Source organism: Spirochaetae bacterium HGW-Spirochaetae-1 (assembly GCA_002839375.1).
In the GTDB taxonomy this organism is placed as follows: domain Bacteria; phylum Spirochaetota; class UBA4802; order UBA4802; family UBA5550; genus PGXY01.
In genome coordinates this window covers 173,963-186,027 of record PGXY01000008.1, presented here as the reverse complement: position 1 = coordinate 186,027, position 12,065 = coordinate 173,963, and the positions used below count along the sequence as shown (strand labels likewise).

The following is a 12,065-nucleotide window of genomic DNA, read 5'->3' as shown; positions in this document are numbered from 1 at the left end:
CTACCACCCGGGACTGTTCCTGCGCAGAAGCAGCGCGAAAAACGGCGCCCCTATTATGGCTGTCAGGATTCCAATGGGAATTTCCGTCACCATCACGGTACGGGCGATGGTATCCACGATTACCAGGTATGCCGCTCCCGCCAGAAGCGATACGGGAAGCAGGTGACGATGATCCGGTCCCGTAAGCAGGCGTCCGATATGAGGGATGACCAGGCCGATCCATCCGATGATCCCGCTGATGCAGACCGCACCGGCCGTGATGACCGTGGCACAGAGAATGATGACGGCCCCGGTCAGTTCCGTGTTAACACCCAGTGCCCTGGCGTCATCCTCCCCCATGGCGATGACATTGATACGCCAGCGGATAAGAAGCAGGCAGGCGATGCACAGAAGAAACACCGGGGCAACGACGATTAAATCCTTGTTGCTCACATTATTCAGAGATCCCAGCAGCCAGAACACAATAGCCGGCATGCGGTTCATGGGATCGGCGATATATTTAATAAAGGACGTGAGTGCCGAAAAAAGTGATCCCACGATAATCCCCGCCAGGACCAGCATGAGTATAGGCGAAGAACGGTATACCCTGCTGAGCAGGAAAGCCATGATAACGGCAATGATACCGAAAGCGAATGAAAATATCTGTGTGATTATCAGGCTGTCAAAAAGAAGGATTGCCAGGGCGGCTCCAAAACCGGCACCGGCGGCCACACCGAGAATATGCGGTGAGACAAGGGGATTCCTGAACAGTCCCTGGAACGAGGCCCCTGAAATGGAAAGACCGGACCCCACGAGGAGGCCCGCGGCAAGCCGGGGAAGCCGTACATTCATTATCACGCTTTCAATGGTGGGCGACCAGTCTGGAACAATGGGGAAAAATTTCGACGCCATGACCTTGAGGATGATGAGGGGGTGGATATATATTCTGCCCATCATGAGGGAGGCAATGGAAACGACCACCACCAGTACGGCAAGTATAAGCTTAACCCTCGCCGGCCTGGACATTATCCGCACCTGTACATCCCCGCCGGGAAGGTTTCGCCTGTTCACTGCCGGCCCCTAATTAACACCGCGCATGATCTTTGATTTAAAATAACCATTCTCAATCATGCGGGCCTGTTTTTCCGAAAGATTGAAATGAAAAATCTCACGGTAAAAGCGCTGCACCTCCTTCACAAAGGAGATGTCCCTGAATTTTTCCGGATAGGCAATTGAAGCCTGCCAGAGGGGATGCAGCGCGGCAGCCTCGGCCGAGGGTCTGTCCCAGATAAATACACCGGCAGGCTGTATGAACACCTGCCTGTTTTTCACGGCCTTTATGGAAGCCCATCGGTCATCCCTGCTCAGTTCATCAACGCCCCCCATATCAACGACAATGATATCGGGATTCCATGCCAGGACCTGTTCCATGGAAACCTCTCCCAGGCCGGAATGAAGCCCTTCCTGTTTGCCCGCGGTCCGGATGCTTATAGCTGCGTTCCGGCAGCCGGCGATCTCTATACGTTCCTGCATGAATGTATCTCCGCCCAGCGTTACGAGATGATTGGCGTTATACCCGTTGAAAACAGATTTCCTGTCTTTTTCCGGAATGCCCGCAGTACGTTTTCTGACAAGGTCGATCATGGCATCGAGATAATCGCAGTAGGCCTTGCACCGGTCTTCGGCCTCAAATACGGAGGCATAAAACTTCAGCTCCTTCTTGATATCCTCAATACCGTGGGACATGCTGTCTTCAAAAAATGCCACGGGAATGCTTGTCTTTTTCTGTACAATCTGCCCGTCCAGGTCTCCGGCAATTACCAGTTGGGGATCAGAACTGAGGAGCTGTTCAATATGTACCGTGCCGTTGACAGTGCGGGCCACGGGACGTGTTTTCATGGAGGGATCGAACATGCCTACCAGTTCCGATGTGACGATACTTTTTGTAACGGCGCACAACCGGTCCTGCACTCCCAGTATATAGGCCACCTGCCCAGTCGGACCGCCGAGAAGAGCGACGCGGGTCAGATTTTTCGGCACTACAAGCCGATTCCCCTTCATATCCATGATTTCCCTGGTCTCTCCCGGAACCACTTTGGCTTTATTTTCGCCGGCCTGGGGAGAGCAGCCCGTCAGCACAAGCACCATGCTCAGTATGATCATTCGCATCGTGCCGCTGCCGGTATTATATAATAATTTATATACATTTTTATCAGATTTATACACTACGATCACCTTGCTTTATATTTTATAATCATTTCAATTATCCATTTTCATATTTAAAATCTTCCAGACCAGTGTCAACAGAATAACCCTTAACTGGTAATTTTTTGTAATATATAGTTTGATATAGTATATTTTACAACCATAACGAACCTATTGTCACAAAATAACACCATTTAAGCCATATAGGTTCTAAAATATATTTTAAAAATCAAATCAGGCGGGGGATATTCCTATGAATAGCAATGAAGCGGCAAAGGAGGCTCTGACCCCGTTTCATGCAAATATTTCTTGAGTATTTAAACGGGATGAAAACTATGACATGACGTTAATACTGTACACTGAATGAGCGTACAGACAATATGACAAATCTCATCCGACAGGAGAATACAATCATGCCCACGGCAATAGCCCATATGGCGGCAGGGCCGGCCCTGGCCTCGGTCCTTCATCCGCAAAAGAAGGGCTTCCTGCTTTTCATGGCGGTCCTTTTCTGCTCGATCCTTCCTGACCTGGATGTCATTGCCTTCGGAATGGGAATACCCTACGGCCATACCTTCGGACACCGGGGTTTATCCCACAGCCTGGTCTTCGCCGCCTGTACGGGATTTTTTATGGCCGCCCTGATTTATCTCACGGACCGCAGAGGGATATTCTATTACCTGCAGCTCTTCCTGATATTCACAACCGTGACGGCGCTTCATGGAGTCCTGGATGCCATGACCAGCGGCGGCCTGGGCGTGGGTTTCTTCATCCCCTTCGATCATAGCCGTTATTTTTTCCCCTGGCGGCCCATAAGGGTCTCGCCCATTGGCCTTGAAGCCTTCATATCCGAACGGGGCCTCAACGTGATAAAGAGTGAACTGATCTGGGTCATCGCCCCCTCTCTCGCCCTGATAATGTTCATATATCTGTTGAAAAAAATATTTCTGCGTTTAAGTGCGGCCTTCCGCGCCAATTAACTTCGATAAAAGCGGGCTCTGACCCCTTTAACAAACATATAAACAACCCCTATAATCCATGTCTTTTCCTCATATGCGCTATTGACAGTCTTCCAGTCGGGTGTTACTATAAAGGTATCCCATCACCACGTTCCCCATCCCTGCTACATCGAGGTAATACCATGTACTGGAAGAATATGTCTATACAAACAAAAATATTATCAATCGGCGGAATCGTCATTCTCAGCTTTCTCCTTGTCATGTTCATTTATGTGCTCCCCGTGATAAAGAAGACAGTTTATGACATGAAAAAGGAAAAGATCATGGATATTGTGGATACCACCGTTGCAACAATCAATGGCATGTACCAGGATCATATCAACGGCGTAATTACCGAGAAGGAATTCAGAGAAAATGCCTTCAATTATGTCAGAAGAATACGTTACGGCAGGGACGGCAATGATTATGTATGGATCAACGACTTCCGGCCCTTCATGGTCATGCATCCCCTGCGTCCCGACCTCAATGACAAGGACCTTTCGGATTATAAAGATCCCTCGGGCAAGAAGCTCTTTGTCGAAATGGTTCAGGTCTGCAAAAAAAACAACGCCGGATATGTGCAGTATATCTGGCAGTACAAACAGGACAAGAACCGCCTGGAGCCGAAAATATCCTATGTAAAGACCTTCGCTCCCCTGAACTGGATCATCGGCACGGGCGTATACGAGGCTGATATACGCGAAGAGATTGCGGGCCGTCTTGTAAATCTCCAGATACGCATCGCCATCGTCTTTACAATCATTACCGGCCTCCTGGCCCTGTTGATTTACCTTGTGTCACGAAATATTAAAAGCGGCATTGCCCAATGTGCGGCCTTTGCCGAAGAACTGGCCCGGGGAAACCTGAAAGAGAGAATCGAACTGGACCAGAATGACGAAATAGGCACACTGGCAAAAACACTGAACGTATCGGCTGACAACCTGGAAAACCTTGTAGCGAACGTGGTGGAAAACGCCAACAGGCTCACTACCGTCGTGGAACAAATCGCCGGCGGAAACCAGCAGCTTTCCCAGATGAACACGGAACAGGCCTCATCGCTGGAAGAAATTGCCTCAAGCATAGAAGAGGCCGTTGCCGGAATATCCAGTAATGCCGACAATGCCCAGAAGGCTGAAAGGCTCTCCCTCGATGCGGCCAGAACAGCCGATGAAAGCGCATCGGTTGTGCTCGGCGCAATCGACTCCATTGGGAAAATCAGCGAGAGCAGCAGCCGCATCGCCGAGATAACGGCCATGATCAATGAAATAGCCTTTCAGACGAACCTCCTGGCCCTCAACGCGGCAGTGGAGGCCGCAAGGGCCGGGGAGCAGGGACGGGGATTCGCCGTTGTGGCTGCCGAGGTGCGTTCTCTGGCCGGCAGAGCCAGGGAGGCTGCCAAGGAAATAAATGGTGTGATTGCCGAATCCATGATATCCATCCATAATGCCACTGAAATGGGAACGAAAAGCCGTGAGGCGCTGCGCCTCATCAGGGAATCCATTGGCAATGTCGGTGAGGTTGTACGGGAAATCGCTTCAGCCAGCGATGAGCAGCGCCATGGCATGCAGCAGATAAATACGGCTATGATGCAGATGGATAAAATAACCCAGGAAAATTCCTCGCTGGTGGAAGAAACCGCATCGGTGAGCGAAGAAATGTCGGCCCAGGCCGTGGAAATGCGCACACTCACGGAAATGTTCTCTGTCCGCATGCAGGATTAGCCACAGAGAAGCGGCCCTCATCGGCAATCAATACGGTTCAGGAACATTGAACCGGGCATCGCTTATCTCCAGCCTGGCATAGCTGAAATCTCCCGCCTCGAGGTGCCAGATGACCTCGGCACTGCGGGGAATGCGTATGCCGTCCACTTCCCTGTAATCATGAATCTCTGCCGACCAGTCCTCGAGAGTCGAAGCATTGCCGCTGCTCATGTATCGCCGGGCCTTAAAGGACGTTACCTCTCCCCCGTCACCGAAGATGAACAGGCCCGACACAGTCATGTTTCCGTCGGTAAAAATGACCCGTGCCGACCGTGAATCAACAGGCTCCCACCGGATATTCCGATTCAGGAAGGCCGTGGGATACCAGACCATCTCACCGAGATACCGGAGCAGGGTTCCCTGGTCTATTTCTTTTCCCGCGGCATCGGCAAGCCTGACCAGGGACAGCAGTTTTACCAGCATGTTTCCCCTGCCTTCGCTCAGCCGGTCACGGGCGCTTACCGTCACCAGCGGCGCCATATGCATATGGGCGAACCAGATGAAGCCGGGCATTTCCGTGGCAACATACTGTGCGGCATCAAGGGGAAACCATTCCTGTTTTACGTCGGTCCTGAAATGGCCCTGCTGCCGGAACCGGGCGCACCTGATCTCCTTTTTCCCGATGATGCCGGTGAAGCGCAGATAACGCTGTACCGGTTCAGGCAATCCATCAAGATCCGTCTCTTCTATGACTTTCGCTTCTGACACCCTCACTTCCCGGAAAAGCTCCCGTACTTCACTCTTTACTTTCATAAAAAAAAGAAATCGCGCAAAGCCCATCACAGCGCCCAGGGAAACAGTTATTATCAGTATTATAAAAAAAATATTTTTAATCATTTCATTTCTCCTGCATTATCATAGTCAAATGCTCATTGAGTCACGCAATGAATGAAATATAATGATCTGCCGGTGATATTACAAATAGACATATTCCGGCGAAGGCATAAAAAAAGGCGCCTCTAAGGGCGCCTTTTCCAGTAAAATGAAGTGTTTTTATTTAGATAACAGAAACCTGAACGGCTCTGAAGCCTCTTTCGCTTTTTTCAACTTCAAATTCAACCTCGGCACCCTCGGGCAGCGTTTTAAAACCTGATCCCATGATGTTTGTGTGATGTACAAAATAATCTTTGCCATCATTAGACGTAATGAAACCAAAACCTTTCTGCTCGTTGAACCATTTAACTGTACCTTGAGACATAGTGTAACTCCTGTGTAGATTAATCGGGATATTTCCCTTTTGGATAAGCCTAAAATACTGCTATGAAGATTACCTGAGTTTGTTTGAGGTAAGAAAATAGAAGATTTTAACGGACTTAATCACTTGAGGTCATAGTAGACAGTACTAATTAAATGTCAACCCTTTATTATCAATAAATTTATGTTATTAAAAAAACCGTCATTTGGCATCTTTTCAGGTATTTCGTCCGATCCGGATTTTCAGCAAGAAGTCTGCTCTATTTAACGCCCTTTTCCACCAGAAACGCCGTATATTTTTTATCAATACCGTCATAGAACTCATTTATGATGCCTATGAGTGTTTTATGCTCAGCGTCGATTGACGGGATCTGTACGCTCAATTCGTCGGTCCATTTTATATATGCCATGACATGTTCCCCATATATAAGTCTGCTTTGTATATTTATAATATGTCGAGAATTTGAAACTGTCAAGTCCCACCATATTTAAAAATACAAACTCAGACTGATGTAGTACAGCAGGTTATCGCCGGTAAAGGATTCAAAATCCGAAATCTTATCGGTGCCTCCGCCGGTAAAGGCAAACATGAGACCGGCGGTTATGTCCATATTTTCCATGGCATTGAACTTTAATGACTCGTTGATAAAAGCAGCCCGTCCCTCAAAGTCAATGATGATAAAGAAATCATCGCGCACCAGGGGATGAATATCATACCCCAGGACAAAACCCAGGTAGTGGCGGTTCGCCGTGAGAAACTGATTCGCCAGGAGATTATATCCGCTCTGACTCATGCCGGAGATGAGGCTCGCTGCATAAGCGTTTTTAAGATCGGCATTGTAGTTCAGGCCGTTCTGATTGAAGAAATACTCGGCAAGCAGGTAAAGGCCGAAACTGAAGGTATATTCATAACCCATGCTGGCCTGCACGTAATAATCGTAATCTTCCGGATTGGAATAGAGCACACTTCCACGGAGCATGCCATCGAAAAAAGTCGTGGCGCCGTCAATCCCGGCTACGCCGCGGTGCGATATCCATCCTCCCAGGAGGGCAACATCGGTTTCTTTAATGGATGTTTTTGCACGCGCAACATAATTGCAGTTCTGAAATTTCATATCACCATACCGGTTGTTGGCAAGAACAGGATTTACAACAAGGGAAAGCTCGCTCGATGACGTAAAAAACCAGTCGGCCCGCAGAGCATCGGTGCCCTTCTGCTCCTCGGCGCCTTCCACGAAGGTGGGTGATATGGGATTCAGAATATCCAGGGGATTCCAGAGCCTGCCGCTTCCAAAGCGGATCTGCTGGCGTCCCAGGGTGAAAGAAAAATCACCGGTGTTCAGGCGAACATAGGCGCGATGGAGTTTCATCCGGTAATAGAGATCATTGCTGTAATGCGGATCCCAGGAAAGATCCAGGAAGTCATTGTACTCAGAAGGACGCCAGTAGGCATCGAACTCATGGCTGCCGGTATAGCTGCTTACCATTATTTCATTGTCGTAATCAACATGCAGAAGCAGCATGGTTCCCCAGGTCACCTCCGGTGAGAGGCGCAGCCTCTTCAGGTTCGCCGCCAGTCCCTTTTCACCAGAAGGGAAAAATCCGGTGCCGTAATACTCATCGACCTTCTGGTACGTGAAGAGGTCCTTGTACTGGCCGGTCATTTTATACTGCCAGCCTTTCTCTCCGGTAACATCCTCCATGGCCGCCTCATACGAAACAACTTCGTCATTTTTTTCCGCCGCCGACGCAGCGGGCAATACGGCCGTTAAAAATATCATCAATAGTATTAAAAAAATAACACTATACTCACAGACCTTTTTTCCTGTCTTTATCCCGTTACACATTTCCCTATTCTCTTTTAGTTTAATCTATCGATATCCCTTATCACGCTCTTCGCGCCTCTTTCTTTCAGCACCGCCAAAGCATATCCCGACGATTATGAATTCTTTATACCGAAGCCCTGGCGCACCGTATCCTCCTTAACGGCGCCATCAATGAGGTAGATGAGCCGCTCTGCCCGTTCCATGACCATGCTGTCATGAGTGGAAAAAATAAAGGTGATATTTTTACGATGGTTCAGATCATGCATGAGGTCCAGTAGAGCAGCGCCGGTCTTTTGGTCCAGGTTGGCCGTGGGCTCGTCGGCCAGGATGATCTCGGGTTCCGATACAATGGCCCGTGCCACAGCCACGCGCTGCTGCTGTCCGCCCGAAAGTTCTTTGGGAAGCCGGAACATCTCCTTCTCAAGCCCCACTTCTTTCAGCATGGCCGCGGCGCGGTCCCGGCGCTCACTCTTATCGGCGCCCTGAAGCAGTAGAACATATTCCACGTTCTCGATGGAATTGAGCACCGGAATAAGATTATAAGCCTGAAAGATGAATCCGATCTTCCGCAGGCGTATATCGGAAAGCTCGCGATCGGAGCATTCGCCTAGAAGCCTGTCCCCCACTTGCACGGTGCCTTCGGTAGGGCGGTCCAGGCCGCCGATAATGTTGAGAAGCGTCGTCTTCCCCGAGCCCGAAGGACCGGCAATGGCCGAAAATTCCCCTTCCTGTACCGTCAGGTCGATGCCGCGAATCGCCTGCACGGTGATGCCGTCGGTTTTATAGTCCTTGGTCAGATTCTTTATAATAATTTTATCCATTGCTATGCTCCTTTACTATATAAAATGCAGCGCCTCAAGGGGCCGTATCCGGGCGGCCTTCACCGCTGGATAGAGCGCCGCGATCACTGTGGTCAAAAGAACTATGATCACCGCCACGATAAGATCAAGAATTTTGATGGCGGGATAGATGATGCTGCCCGTTCCCCAGGTGCGCATGGACTCCATGTAAAAAGAAAAATCTATTCCTGTAAACCCCAGCAGCCCCGTAATACCAACACCGGCCAGGATGCCCATGGCAAGACCCACAAACCCCAGGTTCACGGCCTCAAACATAATCATGAAAAATATCCATGAAGGCCTGGTGCCGATGGACTTCATAACGCCGATCTCGTGAAAGCGCTCCAGAATGGCCATAATGAGTGTATTGGCCACGGAGAATATGACTGTAACGAATACAATGGCGAAAAAGATATACATGATCATGTCAAAAAGGGCAATGGCCCGGACCAGGTTAGGCGCCATATCCTGCCAGGAGAGGACCTCCAGGTTGCGGTCCTTCAGGGCGTTCCTGATATAATCCCTGGTGGCCCTGACACGGTCCTTGTTTTTTACCAGGACTGTCAGTTCGGAAATACCATCACCGAGGCCCGTGACTTCCTGCAGTTTTTTCAAACCAACGAAAACCACGTACTTGTCGAAACTGTCCACGGGAGATTCAAAGATACCCTTTACCATGAGCCCTTCACCGATGATTTCACGATGTTTATCCTGCACCATGAGAACCAGGCGGTCTCCCACCACAAGATCGAGCTTTCCGGCCATGGCTTTAGAGATGAGTACCTCATCGGCCGCCATATCATCGAGAAAAGCGCTCCCCTCATCTTTACTCGTATAATCGTATATTTTCGATATCTTTTTTTCCTTTTCAGGATCGATCCCAATGATGAGCACTCCCCGGGAGGTTTCCGAGGACCGGACCATTCCCTGCACCTTTATCTTGGGCGCAAAGGCCACCACGGCGGGAGCCTCGCGAAGCGCTTTGTAGATCGCATCATCGGCGATGAAATTGTTTTCCAGTTTCATATTGTCCTGGAATCCTTTTTTATGCACAGCCACATGACCAAGCGACGTGCTGATGGTGTTCTCCACCATCTGCACATTCATGCCGTTCATAAAGCCCATGGAGAAAATCATGGAAAAGATTCCCACTCCGATTGAGGAAATAACCACGACAGAGCGGCGGCGGTGACGCCACAGGTTTCTCCAGCTCATCATAATAAATATCTTCATTACATACCTCTTGTCATAAGTGCCTTATGGCCTCAATGGGATTGAGCTTCGCCGCCCTGCGCGCCGGGAATACCGTAAAGAGGACGGCAAGTCCCAGAGTCAGAAAAGAAGTCACCGTGATGTTCAGCCAGGTGAGCTTTGCCGGAAAGAGCGTTGTGGCGATTCCCCATACGGCAATCTCATCGGCGAATTGAGAATAATCCAGGGGATTCAGCGTAAAGTAATAACTGATCCCGGAACCCAGGGCCATACCCAGGACAACGCCGATTATCGAAATAAACAACGATTCGAAAAGCACGATGGCCGTCACCTGACCGGGACGGGTTCCGATAGCCAGCATAACACCGAACTCACGGATTCTCTCGAAGACCGACATCTGGATGGTGTTGAGTATCCCGAAGGCCACAACCATGAACAGGATAAAATCGAATATATAGGCGCCTATATCGTCCATGACGATAAACTGCACCAGTTCCGGCATGAGCTCATCCCAGCCCATAACCTCCAGTGCCCCGGTGTCCACATGCCGGCGGATATGGTCACGCACCGCATCTGTGTATGCCGGGCTTTTCAGGTGTATGGTTATGGCGTTGATATATCCCATCATGGTGAAGGTCTGCTGCGCCTGAGCAAAGGGCATTATCATGAGCGACTGGTCATACTCGGGGTTCCCCGAATTGAAGAGCCCCACGACAGTGAGCTTCTCAGCGGCTATAGATCCGTCAAATCCCTGGCTGATAAGGGCAATCTTCCCTCCCGGTTTTACTCCCAGATTCCGTGCCAGCACGGCACCCAGCACAACACTGGTTGTATCGTTTTCATCGAGAAAACGACCATCGATTATATGTCGGTGCAAATCAGTGACTTCATTTTCCCGTGCGGGATCAACGGCCTGGACCATGGCTCCTACAGTGGTATCCCTGCAGGACAGAAGGCCCGCGGCGTGTATTCGCCGGCTGAAGGACTTTATGCGGTTGTCGCCTTCCAGCAACTTCAGAAGCCCGTCATCGGCCTGAAAAGCGTAATCCGTTCCACGGTTGTCCCAGAAACCCTTCTCGTGGATCTGTATGTGCCCCGTGTTGGTGGACACAGCGTCCTCGATCATCTGCTCATGGCCGCCCGTGGCAAAGGCGTTGAGAAAAATGATCATGGCGCTCCCGATAACCACGGTGAGAAGCGTCAGAATTGTCCGCCGCTTGTTCTTCCATACGCTCCTCCAGGCCAGGAGGAGCACAATGGACAGCTCTTTGTTCTTCATCATCTATTTCCTCTTGAGGTTCTGCAGCGAGAAAATATAATCGGGAATTGCCACATTGAACCGTATTTCCTTTATTTCCATGACCGTATACCGGTCGTCTTTCCCAACGGTCTGCATCTTCATTATCGTGGGGATTACCCGGTCGTGCATGGTTTTAAAGCTGCTGAGAGCCATGACCTTTTTCATGACGTTATGCTCATTATAGAATTCCTGGCGCACCGGCAGGCAGTCCGTTATGCGGGCATAGTAGATTATTTTTCCCCACACCACATCGGCGTCCTTTTTGGGGATTAGTTCCACCTCATAGCATTCCGTACCGTCGATGCTCTTATTGCCGATAAGACGCTGAGTATAGTCATCCAGTATGCTGGATTCCTTCACAATATCATCATTGGTGAAATCAGAACCCATCCAGGACTGCATCATCATGGAGGGCGATATCTTGATCTCCTGCTGCAGTTTTGGAACATACTGATGCATGGTCTTATTCACCAGGAGGAATCGGTTTCCCGCATCCTTCTTCGGAGCCGTTATCTCCGAAAAGGACCTCTTGGTCGACCGGTGATCCCAGCTCTTCAGCTCCATTGTCCTGGTCCAGCGCCTGGTCTTTATGGTAATGGCGTATGTACCCATGGCGCTGTTGCCACGCACGGCATTTTCAGCCCTGTCAATTATTTCCCTGGCCGTGAGGGCCATAAGGCCTTCCCCGGCGGGGAGCAGGAGTGCCATAATACATACTACAGCCGCTTTTTTTAAATTCATTATATCCTCCC

At 49.9% G+C, this 12,065-nt stretch carries 11 protein-coding genes; 2 read left to right on the top strand and 9 right to left on the bottom strand.

Annotated elements, in window-relative coordinates; all coding sequences use genetic code 11:
* Together CVV44_16925 and CVV44_16920 are read right to left on the bottom strand one after the other, a co-directional pair.
* On the bottom strand, nt 1-1,005 hold the full coding sequence (locus CVV44_16925) for an ABC transporter permease (protein PKL37315.1): 1,005 nt from the start codon (nt 1,003-1,005) through the stop codon (nt 1-3).
* A gap of 54 nt (nt 1,006-1,059) precedes the next feature.
* Nucleotides 1,060-2,205, bottom strand: coding sequence for a Fe3+-hydroxamate ABC transporter substrate-binding protein (locus CVV44_16920; GenBank protein ID PKL37314.1), 1,146 nt, complete (start codon nt 2,203-2,205; stop codon nt 1,060-1,062).
* Between the two features lie 392 nt (nt 2,206-2,597).
* Between CVV44_16920 and CVV44_16915 the strand changes: the two genes are divergently transcribed.
* Nucleotides 2,598-3,164 carry a hypothetical protein gene (locus tag CVV44_16915; GenBank protein ID PKL37313.1) on the top strand — a complete coding sequence of 189 codons (567 nt, stop codon included), beginning with the start codon at nt 2,598-2,600 and terminating at the stop codon, nt 3,162-3,164.
* Between the two features lie 161 nt (nt 3,165-3,325).
* The gene (locus tag CVV44_16910; protein ID PKL37312.1) at nt 3,326-4,903 is read left to right on the top strand and encodes a hypothetical protein; all 1,578 of its coding nucleotides are present in this window, start codon (nt 3,326-3,328) and stop codon (nt 4,901-4,903) included.
* A gap of 27 nt (nt 4,904-4,930) precedes the next feature.
* On the opposite strand, the gene CVV44_16905 is transcribed toward CVV44_16910, so the two are convergent.
* From CVV44_16905 to CVV44_16875, 7 genes are all read right to left on the bottom strand, one after another.
* Nucleotides 4,931-5,779: a hypothetical protein gene (locus tag CVV44_16905; GenBank protein ID PKL37311.1), complete on the bottom strand. Its 849-nt coding sequence runs from the start codon at nt 5,777-5,779 to the stop codon at nt 4,931-4,933.
* A gap of 160 nt (nt 5,780-5,939) precedes the next feature.
* Nucleotides 5,940-6,140, bottom strand: a complete 201-nt coding sequence (locus CVV44_16900; protein PKL37310.1) for a cold-shock protein — start codon at nt 6,138-6,140, stop codon at nt 5,940-5,942.
* Nucleotides 6,141-6,624: 484 nt separating this feature from the next.
* The gene (locus tag CVV44_16895) at nt 6,625-7,917 is read right to left on the bottom strand and encodes a hypothetical protein (GenBank protein ID PKL37309.1); all 1,293 of its coding nucleotides are present in this window, start codon (nt 7,915-7,917) and stop codon (nt 6,625-6,627) included.
* Between the two features lie 158 nt (nt 7,918-8,075).
* Nucleotides 8,076-8,783, bottom strand: coding sequence for a macrolide ABC transporter ATP-binding protein (locus CVV44_16890; GenBank protein PKL37308.1), 708 nt, complete (start codon nt 8,781-8,783; stop codon nt 8,076-8,078).
* 15 nt (nt 8,784-8,798) lie between these two features.
* Nucleotides 8,799-10,034 (bottom strand): hypothetical protein, encoded by a 1,236-nt coding sequence (locus CVV44_16885; protein ID PKL37307.1) that lies wholly within the window; start codon nt 10,032-10,034, stop codon nt 8,799-8,801.
* A gap of 13 nt (nt 10,035-10,047) precedes the next feature.
* Nucleotides 10,048-11,295 carry a hypothetical protein gene (locus tag CVV44_16880; protein ID PKL37306.1) on the bottom strand — a complete coding sequence of 416 codons (1,248 nt, stop codon included), beginning with the start codon at nt 11,293-11,295 and terminating at the stop codon, nt 10,048-10,050.
* Nucleotides 11,296-12,054 (bottom strand): outer membrane lipoprotein-sorting protein, encoded by a 759-nt coding sequence (locus CVV44_16875; protein ID PKL37305.1) that lies wholly within the window; start codon nt 12,052-12,054, stop codon nt 11,296-11,298.
* Nucleotides 12,055-12,065 lie beyond the last annotated feature (11 nt).

Bases quoted from the DNA above. Each gene is read 5' to 3' on its own strand.
- CVV44_16925 (PKL37315.1), bottom strand. From the start codon at position 1,005: ATGTCCAGGCCGGCGAGGGTTAAGCTTATACTTGCCGTACTGGTGGTG.
- CVV44_16915 (PKL37313.1), top strand. From the start codon at position 2,598: ATGCCCACGGCAATAGCCCATATGGCGGCAGGGCCGGCCCTGGCCTCG.
- CVV44_16910 (PKL37312.1), top strand. From the start codon at position 3,326: ATGTACTGGAAGAATATGTCTATACAAACAAAAATATTATCAATCGGC.
- CVV44_16905 (PKL37311.1), bottom strand. From the start codon at position 5,779: ATGATTAAAAATATTTTTTTTATAATACTGATAATAACTGTTTCCCTG.
- CVV44_16900 (PKL37310.1), bottom strand. From the start codon at position 6,140: ATGTCTCAAGGTACAGTTAAATGGTTCAACGAGCAGAAAGGTTTTGGT.
- CVV44_16895 (PKL37309.1), bottom strand. From the start codon at position 7,917: ATGATATTTTTAACGGCCGTATTGCCCGCTGCGTCGGCGGCGGAAAAA.
- CVV44_16890 (PKL37308.1), bottom strand. From the start codon at position 8,783: ATGGATAAAATTATTATAAAGAATCTGACCAAGGACTATAAAACCGAC.
- CVV44_16885 (PKL37307.1), bottom strand. From the start codon at position 10,034: ATGAAGATATTTATTATGATGAGCTGGAGAAACCTGTGGCGTCACCGC.
- CVV44_16880 (PKL37306.1), bottom strand. From the start codon at position 11,295: ATGATGAAGAACAAAGAGCTGTCCATTGTGCTCCTCCTGGCCTGGAGG.
- CVV44_16875 (PKL37305.1), bottom strand. From the start codon at position 12,054: ATGAATTTAAAAAAAGCGGCTGTAGTATGTATTATGGCACTCCTGCTC.